The organism is Limnochorda pilosa (genome assembly GCF_001544015.1).
GTDB classification, from domain to species: domain Bacteria; phylum Bacillota; class Limnochordia; order Limnochordales; family Limnochordaceae; genus Limnochorda; species Limnochorda pilosa.
In genome coordinates, this window is sequence record NZ_AP014924.1 from 2,496,541 (window position 1) to 2,511,099 (window position 14,559).

Annotated in this window: 12 protein-coding genes; 10 read left to right on the forward strand and 2 right to left on the reverse strand. The window is 67.4% G+C overall.

Annotated elements, in window-relative coordinates; all coding sequences use genetic code 11:
- Positions 1-16 precede the first annotated feature (16 nt).
- From LIP_RS11000 to LIP_RS11030, 7 genes are all read left to right on the forward strand, one after another.
- Positions 17-961 (forward strand): DUF6282 family protein, encoded by a 945-nt coding sequence (locus LIP_RS11000; protein ID WP_068138177.1) that lies wholly within the window; start codon positions 17-19, stop codon positions 959-961.
- Positions 958-1,689 (forward strand): PIG-L deacetylase family protein, encoded by a 732-nt coding sequence (locus tag LIP_RS11005; RefSeq protein ID WP_198409508.1) that lies wholly within the window; start codon positions 958-960, stop codon positions 1,687-1,689. The genes LIP_RS11000 and LIP_RS11005 overlap by 4 nt, the downstream gene beginning before the upstream one ends.
- Positions 1,690-1,811: 122 nt before the next feature.
- On the forward strand, positions 1,812-2,456 hold the full coding sequence (locus tag LIP_RS11010) for a 4-carboxy-4-hydroxy-2-oxoadipate aldolase/oxaloacetate decarboxylase (protein ID WP_068138179.1): 645 nt from the start codon (positions 1,812-1,814) through the stop codon (positions 2,454-2,456).
- Positions 2,457-2,744: 288 nt separating this feature from the next.
- A complete protein-coding gene (locus LIP_RS11015; RefSeq protein WP_068138182.1) occupies positions 2,745-3,611 on the forward strand; it encodes an IclR family transcriptional regulator in 867 nt (288 codons plus the stop codon).
- A 94-nt stretch (positions 3,612-3,705) separates the two neighbouring features.
- Positions 3,706-5,028: a 3-phosphoshikimate 1-carboxyvinyltransferase gene (gene aroA, locus LIP_RS11020; RefSeq protein ID WP_068138186.1), complete on the forward strand. Its 1,323-nt coding sequence runs from the start codon at positions 3,706-3,708 to the stop codon at positions 5,026-5,028.
- A gap of 85 nt (positions 5,029-5,113) precedes the next feature.
- Positions 5,114-6,109: a TAXI family TRAP transporter solute-binding subunit gene (locus LIP_RS11025; RefSeq protein ID WP_082726215.1), complete on the forward strand. Its 996-nt coding sequence runs from the start codon at positions 5,114-5,116 to the stop codon at positions 6,107-6,109.
- Between the two features lie 81 nt (positions 6,110-6,190).
- Positions 6,191-8,116, forward strand: a complete 1,926-nt coding sequence (locus tag LIP_RS11030; RefSeq protein WP_082726216.1) for a TRAP transporter permease — start codon at positions 6,191-6,193, stop codon at positions 8,114-8,116.
- 34 nt (positions 8,117-8,150) lie between these two features.
- Here LIP_RS11030 and LIP_RS11035 read toward each other — a convergent pair whose 3' ends face one another.
- On the reverse strand, positions 8,151-10,301 hold the full coding sequence (locus LIP_RS11035; RefSeq protein ID WP_068138192.1) for a methyl-accepting chemotaxis protein: 2,151 nt from the start codon (positions 10,299-10,301) through the stop codon (positions 8,151-8,153).
- A gap of 292 nt (positions 10,302-10,593) precedes the next feature.
- Between LIP_RS11035 and LIP_RS18975 the strand changes: the two genes are divergently transcribed.
- The 3 genes from LIP_RS18975 to LIP_RS11045 all read left to right on the forward strand — a co-directional run bounded on the left by LIP_RS18975 (position 10,594) and on the right by LIP_RS11045 (position 12,825).
- The gene (locus tag LIP_RS18975) at positions 10,594-10,764 is read left to right on the forward strand and encodes a hypothetical protein (protein WP_158509658.1); all 171 of its coding nucleotides are present in this window, start codon (positions 10,594-10,596) and stop codon (positions 10,762-10,764) included.
- The gene (locus LIP_RS19100; RefSeq protein WP_068138195.1) at positions 10,761-10,991 is read left to right on the forward strand and encodes a hypothetical protein; all 231 of its coding nucleotides are present in this window, start codon (positions 10,761-10,763) and stop codon (positions 10,989-10,991) included. The genes LIP_RS18975 and LIP_RS19100 overlap by 4 nt, the downstream gene beginning before the upstream one ends.
- Before the next feature lie 175 nt (positions 10,992-11,166).
- The gene (locus LIP_RS11045; RefSeq protein WP_068138198.1) at positions 11,167-12,825 is read left to right on the forward strand and encodes an IS1634 family transposase; all 1,659 of its coding nucleotides are present in this window, start codon (positions 11,167-11,169) and stop codon (positions 12,823-12,825) included.
- Positions 12,826-13,261: 436 nt separating this feature from the next.
- On the opposite strand, the gene LIP_RS18600 is transcribed toward LIP_RS11045, so the two are convergent.
- Entirely contained in the window at positions 13,262-14,551 is a 1,290-nt protein-coding gene (locus LIP_RS18600) for a hypothetical protein (protein WP_144440452.1), read from the reverse strand.
- Positions 14,552-14,559: the final 8 nt, after the last annotated feature.

Below are 14,559 nucleotides of genomic sequence, written 5' to 3' on the forward strand. Positions count from 1 at the left end.
AGCACGAAGGGAGCTCATGCCGATGCCACCCACGGTTCCCACGGAGTCCAAGCCCTCCGCCCGAGCCCGCGAACTGGTGATGGGTGCGTACGACCTCCACGTTCACAGCGGGCCGGACGTGATGAAGCGGCGCATCATGGATCTCGACCTGGCCAGGCGGTTCGCCGAGGTGGGACTGGCGGGATACGTGATCAAGTCGCACTACGTGGCGACCTCGGCCCGGGCGACACTGGTCAACGCTGCGGTCCCCGGGGTGAGGGTGCTCGGGTCGGTGGTTCTCAACGCGCTCTCAGGGGGCGTCACCCCGCTCGCCGTTGAGATCGCTGCCCGGGAGGGGGCCCGCCTCGTCTGGATGCCCACCGTCGATTCGGAGAACGAGCGCCGGCTGCGGGGAGGGGCCACCGATCAGGCCAAACTGCCCTTCTGGGCCAAGCTCCAGGACGAGATGCGAGAGATGGGCATGGAGGCCCCGCCCGTGGCCGTCGTTGACGAATCGGGCGCCGTCCTTCCAGAGACCAGGCAGGTCCTGGAGCGTATCGCCCATCACGGCATGGTCCTCGCGACCGGGCACCTGAGCCGGGACGAGATCTTCGCCGTCGTCGACGCAGCGCTCGAGGAAGGCGTGAAGCAGATCATCGTCACGCATCCGGACTTCCCCACTCAGAACCTCTCGATGGAAGACCAGCGGATGCTGGCCGAGATGGGCGCGTACCTGGAACGGTGCTTCACCACCGCGCACACCGGCAAGATCTCGTGGGAGGAGATGATCACGCGCATCCGCGCCTCAGGCGTCGCGTCCAACGTCCTCTCGACGGACCTGGGCCAACCTGCCAACCCCCCGGTTGAGGACGGACTCGCCCTCATGGCCGACAAGCTGCTTGCCGCCGGGTTCTCAGAGGAGGAGGTTCACGCCATGGCCGTGCGCAATACCGTGAAGCTTGCGGGAGGGAGCCCCGCGTGAGCGAACCGCTGAAGAATCAGAAGAGCATCCTCGTGGTCGGCGCGCACGCAGCGGATTTCGTATGGCGCGCCGCCGGGGCCGTGGCGGTGGCCACCTCTCTCGGTGCCAGGGCGACGGTGGTCGCCCTCTCGTACGGAGAGCGGGGCGAGGCCGGCGATCTGTGGAAAGAGCCCAACCAAACCCTGGAGAACGTGCGGCGCATCCGCCGCGAACAGGCAGAACAGGCGGCCGCCGCGATCGGCGCCGAGTTCCGTTGCCTGGACCTTGGGGACTATCCCCTGGAGGTCGACCGGGAGGCTCTCGATCGTCTTACCGAGCTGATCCACGAGGTCGCACCGGACGTCATCTTGACCCACACCGAGAAGGATCCGTTCAACCCCGATCACCCGGTCGCGTGCGAGGCGGTGAAGAAGGCCCGGCTGCTCGCCGCTGGCTCGGGGGTGGTGAGCGCGTTCAAGACGCTGAAACCTCCCGCGCTCTACTGCTTCGAACCGCACCAGCCGGAGCTCTGTGGATTCGTGCCGACCACCTTCGTCGACATCACCCCGGTCTTTGAGAAGAAGCGGAAGGCGATGGAAGCAGTCGCCTCGCAGACGTATCTGCAAAGGTACTACGCCGAGCTGGCGGAGCGACGGGGAAACCATGCGCGCCGTGCCTCGGGCGATTCGTCGATCAAGCACGCGGAGGCCTACCAGCGGCTTCTTCCCATGGTCGTGTCGGAGCTGTAGGACCGGCGGTGCTGGACGGGCGTGGCCGCGAGCAGACCGGGGCACGCCCGGGCGGCGTCGCCAGGATCTGGCGTGTCGCGTGACCCTGCCCGATCCATCGCCCACATGGAGGGAGTGGAGGCATGAGCCGTCTCACCAAGGAGCATTTCGATCGTTTCGCCACCTACGGCGTGGCCACCGTCTACGAGGCCGCGGGACGCCTGGGTCTCATCGACATTCCTCTCACACCCCTCACCCCCGGGACGAGTGTGGCCGGACCCGCCCTGCCGGTCCTTTGCGGGCAGGGGGACAACCTGATGGTCCACGCGGCGATGGAGCGCATCAACCCCGGCGACGTCCTGGTGTTCACCATGCCCGAGCCCGAACCCGTCGCGCTGGTCGGCGAGCTCCTCGCCACGCAGGCCAACGTGCGCGGGGCGGCCGCCATCCTGGTCGACGGCTCGGTGCGGGACGTGAACGAGCTCCGGAAGATGGGCCTTCCGATCTGGACGCGCTTCGTCCGGGTCCGGGGGGCGACCAAGAAGAAGGTCGGAACGATCGGCGAGCCCGTCACCGTGGGCGGAGCCCGGATCGAGGTGGGCGACATCGTGGTCCTGGACGACGACGGTGCCGTGGTCGTCGAGAGGTCCAGAGCCCTTGAGGTGCTCGAGGCGTCCCGGGCTCGGCTTGAACGCGAAAACCGGCTGAGGGATGAGTTCCAGTCGGGCAAGCTCTCCTACGACCTTCACGGGCTGCGGGAGGTCGTCGAGCGCAGCATGGCCCGATAGGCGCGCATCGAAGCACGCTGGACCACCTCCGTTTCGCTTGCAGAGTCGGCCGTCCCGGTTGCCACGGGGCGGCCGGCGCCGCTTCGACCCCGCCACGCCGTGGCCCTTACCCCGTGCCCCTCCCACCCGTTCCCAGAGCTATGAAGCACTCCCGCGCCGAACGGGACGGTGGAGAGAAGGAGTCCCCTCGCCCCTCGCCGAAGGTATTATCACGATACGACTGGGATTATCACAGTGCGATAATCTCGCCTCCCCGGCATCCGCCCGGAGGGGTACGGGGGGCTTCCCATGAGTCCGGTACGTGGCCGACGCGGGCGGCTGACCAACGACCTGGATCCTTCGACGCCCCCGGCAGGCATCAAGGCCGTGCGGAGCGTCGAGCGCGTCCTCGACCTGCTGGAGTGCTTCTCCTTCGAGCAGCCGGAGTGGACCCTGAGCGACCTGGCCCGGCAGACCCAGCTTCCCACGGCCACGGCGCAGCGCCTCCTCCGGACCTTGCAGCGTCGTGGGTGGATCCAGCACTCGCCTCACACGGGCCGATACTCGCTGGGGCTGCGCTTCCTCGAGCTCGGAGGCCTGGTTCTCGCGAGCTTCCGGCTCCGCGAGAAGGCCCAGCCCCATCTCGATCACCTCTCGGAGGCCACGGGGCACACGGTGCTCCTCGGCACCTTGAGCGAGAGAAAGCTGGTCTACGTCGACCGCCGCGACAGCACGGCGCCCCTCCGGGTCGCCTCCGAGCTCGGACGGATCCGGCCGCCCACATACGGCATCTTGGGCAAGCTCCTCCTTGCCCACCTCGAGGAGCGCGAGGCCGAGAGCCTGCTGGCGGAGGCGCCCCTCCAGGCCCGGGCCACCAAGAGCATCGTGGATCCAGGCTGCTTCATGGAGGAGCTGCGGCGCGTGCGAGCGCAGGGGTACGCCTGCGCCGTCGACGAGACCGTGGACGGCGTGGCGGGCGTGGCCGCGCCCATCCGCGACCACACGGGAACGGTCGTGGCCGGTCTTGCCCTGCTGGTACCCACGCCGGGTTGGACCGACGAGCTGCGGCAGCGTCATGTAGAGGCCGTGGTGAGCACAGCGAGCCGCATCTCGGAGGCGATGGGATACCGGGCCGACGCGCCCGGGAGTAGGTCTACGGCCAGTACGTTTCGATAATCCATATCCTTTTCACTCGTGCGGCATGTGGGACCGTAGTGACGACCGTCTCCCCCATGCGGCACCCATCGCCGGAAAGGAGATCGAACTCCGCATGAATCCGCTGCATTGTATCGCAAGGCCCGGCACCCTGCAGGGTGAGGCACGCATCCCGGGATCCAAGTCGAACACGACCCGGGCCGTGGTCTTTGCCACCCTGGCCCCCGGGCGGTCGGTGATCCACAACCCGGTCACCAGCGTGGACTGCTTCTCCACGGTCCGGGTCTGCCGCCAGCTCGGCGCGAAGGCCCGGATCGAAGAGGGCACCTGGACCGTGGACGGGGTCGGTACGGAGCTCGAGCCGCCTTCGGACGTGCTGGACGTGGGCAACAGCGGCACGACCCTCTACATCCTCACGGCCACGGGCACCCTGCTGCGCCGCGGGCATGCCGTGATCAGCGGCGACGAGCAGATCCGGCGACGGCCCTCCGGACCGCTGGTTCGGGCGCTCACGGACCTGGGAGCCACGGCGTTCTGCACCCGGCCCGACGCGGGGGCCGCCCCCATCGTCGTCGGCCCGCGCCTTGCCGGCGGCCGTACCCAGCTTCCAGGCGTCAACTCCCAGTGGCTCACGCCCCTGCTCATGACCGGCCCCCTGAGCGAGAAGGGCGTCACCGTCGACGTGGACAACCTTCAGGAACGTCCCTACATCGCCCTCACTCTGGCCTGGCTCGACCGCCTCGGCATCCGCTACAGCCGAGAGGGGTGGCGTACCTTCCACGTGCCCGGCGGTCAGGCGTACGCGCCGTTCGAGGCGACCATCCCCGCAGACTGGGAGTCCGCCTGCTTCCCGCTGGTGGCCGCGGCCATCACCGACTCGGAAGTCACCGTCCGCGGCCTGGACCTGAACGACCCCCAGGGAGACAAGGCCATCGTGGAGATCCTCCAGCGGATGGGCGCCGACATCGCGGTTCAGGGGGACGGCGGCATCCGGGTGCGCGGCGGCCGGACCTTGCACGGAACCGAGATCGACTGCGGCGACATCCCGGATGCCCCGCCGATCCTGGCCGTCCTCGGAAGCCAGGCCGAGGGCCGGACGGTCCTCTACAACCTGGGGGCCGCGCGGCTCAAGGAGACGGACCGCCCCCGATCCATCTACGAGGAGCTCTCGAGGATGGGCGCACGCATGCACTGGGAGACCGAGGATCGCCTGGTCATCGAGCGGAGCGACCTGCACGGCACCGAGATCGACGGCCGGCACGACCACCGGATCGTGATGGCCACCGCCGTCGCCGCGCTCGTCGCCCGAGGGGCTACCAAGATCAGCGACGCCCAGTACGCGGCGATCTCGTTCCCCAACTTCTTCGAGGTGATGCAGTCCCTTGGGGCTCCCTTCGAGCTGGTCTCCGACGCGACGGCGGAACGAGAGACCGCATGACCCCTGGCCGCGGTCGGGGACGCGCCGATAGAGAGAGACGGACAACGAGGAGCTTTTGCTCCTAACTTGAGAAGGAGGAAGAACAATGCGACATCGCCATCTAGGGCAGGTCGTGGTCGCCATCATCCTGGTCGTCAGCCTGGCGGCGACCGCAGCCGTTGCCGCGGCCGCTCCGAAGCGCCGCTTCGTCATCGCCACCGCGGGCACGGCCGGCGCGCTCTACCCCATGGGCGTCGCCATGGCGGAGACCATCAACCGGCACTCGGATCGCTTCATGGCCAGCGCGGAGTCGAGCGCGGCCTCGGTGGCCAACCTGCGGAACCTGCACGAGGGGAACGTCGAGTGGGGCATCGCCCAGAGCGAGATCGCCACCTTCGCCTACAACGGGCAGGAGATCTTCAAGGGGCGCGAGATGAAGGAGCTACGGGCGCTCTTTGCCACCGTCGGCAGCTACTTCCAGGTCTTCGTTCCCGCCTCGAGCCCGGTCCGGAGCATCCAGGACCTGAAGGGGAAGCGCGTGGGCGTGGGACAGCCGGGTTCCGGCGGGGAGATCGACGCCCGCATGGTGCTCGCCCACTGCGGCCTCGACTACAAGAGCGTCACCCCCGCCTTCCTCACCGACGCAGAGATGGTGGACGCCCTCCGGGACGGGGACCTGGACGCCATCATGGTCACGCACCCGCTCAGGTCAGCTGCCCTCATCGACCTGACCACGTCCTTCAAGGTGCGCATGCTCTCCGTCGACGACCCGGCCTTCTACGCGAGCCATCCCTTCTTCCTGCAGGCCACCGTACCCGCAGGGACCTACGACAGCGTCGACGTCGACGTCCGCACCCCATTCAGCAGGGTGATCATGTTCACCACCACCGGGGCGGACTTCTCGGACGACGACATCTACCACCTGCTGGACACGATCTTCTCGAACCGGGAGGAGTGGCGCACCTCGCACGCTTCCGTCGACCGGACGGTGACCCTCGAGGCAGCCCTCGACGGGATCGCCGTACCCCTTCACCCCGGTGCGGTGAAGTACTTCCAGGACCATGGCTTGACGGTGCCTGCTGAGCTCCTTCCGGCGCGCTAGCCGGACTCGGTGGGTCGGGCGGGGACGGGGACTGAGGGCCCCGTCCCCGGCCCTTGTCCAGCTTGCAGGGAGGTGTTCGGCATGGCGGAGACAGCGTTTCGAACGGCGTGGCGGCGCGTGGTCGCCGGGATGGCCATCAGCCTTGCCCTGTTCCAGCTGGCCACGGCGCTTCTGGGGAACATCTCGCCCCTTCAGCAGCGCTTCGTGCACCTCCTGGGAGCCCTGATCCTGACCTTCCTGATCTACGACGGCAGGGGCCGGGCCACCCGACTGGAGCGCGGAATGCTCTCCAACGCCCTCCTGGCCCTGATCACCCTGGCGCTCGGCATCTACATGGTCGCGGCCTTCAGCCCCGACGCGGTGCTCCAGCGGGGCATCTGGGGTTTGAGCCCCGCCGAGGAGTGGGTGGGCCTCCTGCTTCTGGTGCTGGTGCTCGAGGCGGCCCGGCGGGCGGTGGGATGGCCCCTGGTCCTCATCGCCGGCCTTTTCGTCGTCTACGCGCTTGCGGGGCCCTACTTCCCCGCTTTCATCTCTCACAAGGGCTACAGCATCTGGCGGCTGGTGGAGACCTTCTCATGGACGACCGAGGGCGTGCTGGGCGTGCCCATCGCCGCCTCGGCCACCTACGTGGCGGTGTTCATCCTCTTCGGCTCGTTCCTGGAGCGCCTCGGCGGCGCCCGCTTCTTCCTGGACCTCTCCCTCGCCGCGGCCGGCCACCAGAAGGGCGGACCCGCCCAGGTGGCCATCGTCTCCAGCGGGCTCATGGGGACCATCTCCGGGTCGGCCGTGGCCAACGTGGTGACCACCGGCGCCTTCACCATCCCGCTCATGAAGCGGATCGGCTACCGGCCCCACTTCGCCGGCGCGGTGGAGGCCGTCGCCTCCACCGGAGGCCAGATCATGCCCCCGGTCATGGGGGCCGCCGCCTTCGTCATGGCGGAGATGATCGAGGCGCCCTACTGGCAGATCGTGCTCGCGGCCATCCTGCCCGCGGTGCTCTACTACGCGGCCGCCGCGATCCAGGTCTACCTCCGCGCCGACCGGCTGGGCCTGGAGGGGATCCCCCGCTCGGAGCTCCCCCGCCTGGGCACCACCCTCGCGGCGGGCTGGTACCTGCTGATCCCCCTGGCGGTCCTCATCCACCTGCTGATGGTCCTCCGCTACTCCCCGACCCGGGCAGGAATCTGGTCGCTGCTCCTGATGGTGGCCGTCAGCTCGGCCCAGTACCTCTGGAAAGAGCGTCGCTTCCCCTGGCGGGAGATCCTGGAGGCCCTGGAGAGCGGAGGCCGAACGCTGGTGGTGGTGGCGACCGCGTGCGGTGCGGCCGGTATCATCATCGGCGTCGTCTCTCTGACCGGTATCGGCGTCCGCTTCTCGCAGCTCGTCATCGACCTGGCCGGCGGCATGCTCCCCCTGACGCTGCTGTACACCATGCTCGCCTGCATCGTGCTCGGCATGGGCCTCCCCACCACAGCCGCCTACATCGTCACCGCCGTCCTGGCGGCTCCCGCCCTGGTAGAGCTGGGTGTTCCGCTGCTCGCCGCGCACCTTTTCGTCCTCTACTTCGCGGTGCTCTCCTTCATCACCCCGCCGGTGGCCATCGCCGCCTACGCCGCAGCCGGGCTGGCCGGTGCCAACGCCATGCAGACCGGATGGACCGCAATGCGCCTGGGCCTGGCCGGGTTCATCGTGCCCTTCATGTTCGTCTACAACCAGGCCCTCCTCCTCGCGGGCCCGTGGGCTCTGGTGCTTCTTGCGGTCGCCACGGCCGCGGCGGGGGTGGCCGCGCTGGCCGCGGGCGTGGAGGGATGGCTCTTCGGCCCGGTTCCCGGGTGGCAGAGGCTCCTCCTGGCAGGGGCCGCCATCCTGCTCATCGTACCCGGCTGGGCCACCGACCTGGGTGGCCTGGCGCTGGGGCTGGGCGTGTACGCCCTGCGGCGCCGGCACCTTCGAGCCGCATCGCCTGCCGCGGAAGCACGATCCGCCCAGCCGCCGGCGCAGGGATAACGGAAGGCAGGGTACCAGGCTGGGGCCCGCGGCCTCAACGTGCCGCCGGGCCCGCCAGGTTCCGGACGGAGCGCCTGGCGCCCTGCCATTCCCTCTTGCCTGATTCGACCGTCTCCGACTCGATCGCGTCGGACCCGATCTCGAAGACGCTCACCTCGTCGGCCAGGTGACTCGCGAGCTCCGAGAGGCGAGCCGCAGAGGCCGAGATCTGCTCCACCGCCGCCGACTGCTCCTGGGTGCTGGACGAGACTTCCTGGGTGCCGGCCGCCGTCTCCTCCGTCACGGCCACGATGCTCTCCATCCCCTCCAGCACCGACCGGGCGCCGGACGAGAGCTGCGAGCTGGCGGCCGAGATGGCTTCCACCGAACGGACCACCTCGCGCACCACCTCGAAGATCTGCTCGAAGTTGCGGTCGGAGGTCTCAATCTCCGTGACGACCTCGTTCACCTTCTCGACGCCCCGGCTCATGGAATGGACGGATTCGTCGGTGCTGCCCTGAATCTCTTCGACGATGCGGGTGATGCGGTCGGTGGCTTCCCGTGAACGGTGGGCCAGGTTGCGGACCTCGTTGGCCACCACCGCGAACCCCTTGCCCTGCTCCCCGGCCCGGGCGGCTTCGATGGCCGCGTTGAGCGCGAGCAGGTTGGTCTGCTCTGCGATGTCGGTGATCAGCCCGACGATCTGGCCGATCTCCCGAGACTTCGCCCCGAGCTCGTTGATCGCCGTGGAGGTCGCCTGCATGGTCGCCTGGCTTTCCCGGGCCTTCTCCACCGAGATCCGGACCGTTTCCCTGCCTGAGCCTGCCGCCTCCAGGGCACGCTGCGCCCGCTCCTTCGCCTCCTGCGCTCGGGCGGCGACCCCATCCACGTCGGCCGACATGCTCCGGGCCACGTCGGCAACCTGGGTGCTGTGGCGGGCCTGCTCGTCCGCGCCCCGTGCCAGCTGCTGGACGGCGTCGCTCACCTGGCGGGTCGCCTTGTCGACGCCGTCTGAGGCCTCGGCCAGCTCCCGGCTCGCCGTCTTCACCTCCGAAACGGCGCGCACTGTCTGGGCGATGAGCCGCCGCAGGCGCTCGGCCGCGGCGTTGAAGTCGGTGGCGAGCCTCGCCACCTCGGTGCGGCCGCGTGCCTGGACCCTGTGGGTGAGGTCGCCCTCGGCGAAGTGCTGCATGGCCCCCGACACGTCCACGACGCCACGTGCCTGGCGTCGGCCGATCACGAGGGCCACGAGGGAACTTGCGATCACCACCACGAGGCCGATGGTGAAGGACTGGTTCTGCAGGGCGGTCAAGGCCTGGGTGAGCTCGGCCTTCGGTATGAGGGCGACGATGCGCCAATCCGTTCCCGCCACGGGTGCGGCCGCCAGGAAAGTTTGCTCACCGCCCAAAGATCCGAACCGGGCGCTGGCCGTCTCCGCCTGCAGGACGTCGCGGTAGAGGCCTTGCTCGCCCTCGTCTCCAGCCAGCGCGGAAAGCCGCGTCACGGCCTGGTCGGCCTGGCCCGAGCCAAGGAGGACCGTTCCATCCTTGGTGACCAGGAACGTCCGGCTCTTGTCGGCGAGGCTGAAGCTCGCCAGCTGTGCTTCGAACCTCTCGGCGGGCACCAGGGCCGTCAGCACACCGATGGGGGTGCCTTGATCGGCGAGGACGGGCGCGGCGATCTCGAGGGCCAGGGTCGACGCCCCCCCCGACCCGTAGGGGATCAGGCCGCCCACGACGCTCTGTCCCCCGAGGGCGGCCCGGAAGGTCGCGTTCCCCTGGAGGTTCCTCTCGCCGTACTCTCCGCTCTGGGAGAGGCTTCCGGCTCTCCCGTCCGGGCCGGCCACGCTCACCTCGAGGTACTCCCTGTTGTTCACCACGTCGCTGAAGAGGGCGCCGACGTAGGACGCGACGTCGTCGGTGACCATGAGTCCGATTTGATCACTGAAACGCGCGGCCAGGTCCTCCACCGCCGCGAGGCGGTCCTCCCGTTCCGCGCCCAGGACCTGAGCGTGAAGCCGGAGCTCCGCAAGGACCGACCCATCGATCTGGTTCAGAAGTTCCTGCGAAGAGGTGACTACAAGGAAATACCCCGTGCTGGCCGACGCTGCCAGGGCCATCAACGCCATCGCGAGGATGAGCTGGGTGCTCATGCTCCGCACGCCCACGCCCGCGATCCAGCGCCGCCGCGTCTCTCCCCCGTGCATGGCTGCATCTCCCTCTGCTTCCTCGTAACAGGTCAACCCGAGGCTACCGGCAAGCTCCCGTCCCCAGGGTTCCTCCGGTAGCTATCGGCACAGCGGGTAGGCGACTTCAACGGTTCCACTCGCCGCTTCCGAAACGCCCGTGCGGCGTATCAGGCCTTCTGATGCGGCTCGGCGACCTCTTGCTCTGCGCTCCTGCAACCACAGTCGCAACTTGCGAAACTCTCGGGCCGCTTAGGCCTCATCCCGTGGCCACGCGCTTTTGATCCAACGGGACGCCAAAGGTGGGCTCAGGATGAATCCACCCGTCTTGATGCCGTGGGATGGGCACGGTGCCCATGCGACGCTGCCGCTCCACAGCTACCCGGCCGTGTGGGAGTCGAACCCGCTCCAGAGAACCATGCTCGAAGAGGCTGAGAGAAGCGGGACGGTGTACTGTCCCGGCGTTTTCAAGGAGGAGCCGTGACGCCCGAAGCCTTGACCTGCCTGATCGCGGGGGGCGAGAGCCTCGACGTGGAGTTCAAGGGTGAGGAGCAGGTACCCCTTTCCGACCGTGATCTGGCCGACCGCGGACTGCTCGACCACTCCGCGCAGGTCATCCCCGACGCACGCGGGCAGGACCTCGACCTTCTCGAGTTCAGCGACCGCGCCGCAGCATCCGCGAGCGGCGCGGTCGCAGCGACGACACCTTAGCCGGAACTGTCCGACTGGTCTTGTACAGTCGGAAGGCAAATCGCGGACCCCCGATCCCTCAACCATGGCCTTTTTCGGCCGCGAAGTGTGGTCAAAACGCGAAATCGCGTGGGCACAACGCTAGCTCACGTAGCCATTGACGAAAAAGCATAGGTTCTGGTATGATGTGGGTACAATGTACCTGCGCACTGTTCGTTCCAAAGGAACCGAGTACGTCCAGCTCGCCCATAACCGCCGGGTCGGGGGCCAGACCAGGTCCGAGATCCTCTACAGCTTCGGCCGGAAGGACCAGCTGGACCTCGACGCGCTCAGACGGCTCGTGAAGAGCATCTCCCGCTTCCTGGAGCCCGAGGAGGTCGAAAAGATCCAGGAAGAGCTCGGCATGGACTGGCCCTTCGAATTCTTGGGGTCGCGGAAGCTTGGAGGCACCTGGCTGCTCGATGGGCTCTGGCGCGGGTTGAAGCTCGACGAGGCCTTCAACCGGCTCCTTTCCCCGCGAGGCTACCGCACCCCCGTCGAGCGGCTCATCTTCGCCATGGTGGCCAACCGGGCCCTCGCGCCGGCAAGCAAGCTCGCCATGGAGCACTGGGTCGCCAACGAGGTCTGGATCGAGGGGTTGCCCGAGGTAGAGGTCCACCAGCTCTACCGGGCCATGGACTTCCTCCTGGAGGCCCACGACGAGATCCAGCGGGACGTCTTCTACGCCGTGGCCAACCTCCTCAACCTGGAGGTGGACCTCCTCTTCATCGACACCACCAGCACCTACTTCGAGATCGAGGGCGAGGACCCGGACGGGGACGAGGCCGACGGGTTCAGGAAGCGGGGCAGGAGCAAGGACGGCCAGCCCGGGCTTGCCCAGGTGGTGATCGGCTTCGCCGTCACCCGGGACGGGATCCCGGTCCGCTGCTGGGTCTGGCCCGGCAACACCTCCGACATGAACGTGGTGGAGGAGGTGAAGCGGGACCTCAACGGTTGGAAGCTGGGCCGGGTGGTGGTGGTGATGGACACCGGCTTCAACTCCGACGAGAACCGGCGGATCCTCCAGGGAACGGGCGATGCGTACATCATCGGCGAGAAGATGCGCCTGGGCAAGGACGGGAAGCCCCATGAGGCGCTGAAGCGGGCCGGGACGTACAAGAAGCTCGAGAACGGCCTCGAGATCAAGGAGGTCGTCGTCCAGCCCGGAAGCGTCGCCCACCGCCGTTTCGTCGTGGTCTACAACCCTGAAGAGGCCGAGCGGGATCGGAAGAAGCGGGAGGACATCGTTGCCGAGGCCGAGCGGAGGCTGGCCGAGCTGGGGAACCTTGAAGGGAAAGAGCACACCAAGGCCGTCTGCGAGCTGCGGGCCCACGCCACCTACGGCCGCTACCTCCGCCAGGCCAAGAACGGCGCCCTCGAGATCAACCGGGCGAAGATCCGCCAGGAGGAGAAGCTCGACGGGAAGTTCCTGGTGAGCACCTCGGACGATGGGCTCTCCACCGAGGACGTGGTCGCCGGGTACAAGCAGCTGTGGCAGATTGAGCGGGTGAACCGCCAGCTCAAGCACACCGTCGACATCCGCCCCGTCTACCACCGCCTGGAGGACCGGATCCGCGCGCACGTGCTCCTTTGTTGGCTGGCTCTGCTGGTGATCCGCGTGGCCGAGAACGAGACCCAGTGTACCTGGTACGAGATGAAGCGCATCCTCTCCACGCTGGAGCTTGGTATTCACCAGACCCGTCACGGCGAGCTCTGGACGAACCGGGTGACCGAGGAGCAGAAGGCGCTCTTCCAGGCCCTCCACATCAAGCCTCCGGCCCGATACCTGGCCATTCCCACGCCGAGAAGCGCATAGGACGCGTGGTCACAACCGCTCTCCGGCCGCTGCAGGGCTTAAACACCTTCGCGGCGGCCTTTTTCCGCCATGGTTGTGTGTTTGTACTGTACAACGCCAGCCCGACTTGGATCTGGCGAAAGCACTGGGCGCCGTCGAAGCTAACGGTGAGGTTACCGCCGTACGGGTGATGGGGCTTCTGTTGTTCGGAAAGGAGGAGGCGCTGCGCCGCCTGCTGCCTGCGCACGAAGTGGCGTTCCAGGGCGTCGTGCTGGTGCTTCCTGGCGGTGCGGCCAACCTTGGACGAGCTGCTCGTTCTCAACCGTCTATGGCAAGAACGCGCTCTCACGCTTCCTGGCACTCGTCGTTCAGGCACGCGTTGAACCTGGGAAGACCGCACCGCTTGCAGTACTGATCGTCTTCGTTGAAGTCGCTGAAGCCACATCGAGCACACCGGTCAAACAGGGCGTCTCCCATGCCGGGGACCCTCCGATCCTGTGTGAGTGCTTTTGAGACCAAGCTGGTAACTCCACCCGCCTAGCCCTACTCCCCCATTTCGTCGGAGCCGCCAGAACTCCTCGCAGACGTCGCGGAACTCAGGCCATTCTACGGGACTGTAGTGCGCCAGGGTGTTTCGTACGCGCCGCATCCGGTCTACAGCCTGTCGAAGCTGGCGGAGCCACGGTACCGTCCGGAAGCGGTCAAGGAACTCCACTATATCACCGAACTCGACTGCGCCGCAGTCTTCGTTGGGTGGCTCTCTGGCCACCTCAGCATCCCTTGTTCGGGCAAACTCCGCCCACTCGGTGAAGCGCTGGCCGAGAATATGACAGACCTCGAGGCGGTAGCGGTCCAGCATGGGGAGCAAGATCGCGGCCTGACCCCGCCAAACCCGGTGGTTGAGGTCCGCCGTTCGACCCAACAGGGCCAGAGCGGCCGAATGGACAACGGGTCCTTCGTCGTGATCCCAGGTCAAGAGCCCGGTGCTCCATAGCAGCCGTTCAGCAGAAGAAGACGGAGACTCGGGCAAGTGTTCAGCCCTCGCCGTGTGTGCAAGTGCCTCCTCGCGGGCCGAGGAACCTTGCGTCGCGTCGAGCACGGGAGAGAAGGCCCGAGCCTCCGCGTACTCGCGTACCACCCGAAGCTGGTCCCGGATGGACGAATCAATGTCAGCCTTCTCCATCATCCACGCCAGGCATTCGAGATCTGATCCTGCGAGATTCGACCATACCGCCTCACCCCACAAAGCCTTCGCGCCCGAGATCCCATGGTCTTCGAAGAGGGCGGCAGCCACGACGCGTGTTTCTCGAGAGGTAACCCAGCCCCGGTACCACGCCTTCGCGAGAAAAGCATCCTCAGCCATCTCATCCAGCGCCGCGATGGCTGCCGCGTCGCGTACCGGGATGAGAAGCGCCTTACGCTCGGCAGGCATGATGTCCGGCCGCTTGCTGTACCCTACCCACTCCGAAATGAAACGCTTCCACTGACCCAGCGCTCCGTCCGAAGCATTCTCCAGGTCGCGCAGAATGAGGATCTCCGGAACCGTGTCGGCTTCGTAAAGCGATGCAACAGCATTCCCTGATGGAGGGGTGGCGTCCAGATGATATCGGCTAGCAAGCCACTCGATAGGCCATTCCGTGTCAAGCGGTACGTGGCTCGTCTCCAGAGTTGCCCGGCCTCTGCACGTTTCTTCAAGGGCGGAAAGCAGCGACTCTATGGGGGCAGGCGCGGGCAGAAACCAGAGCACGCTGCGAC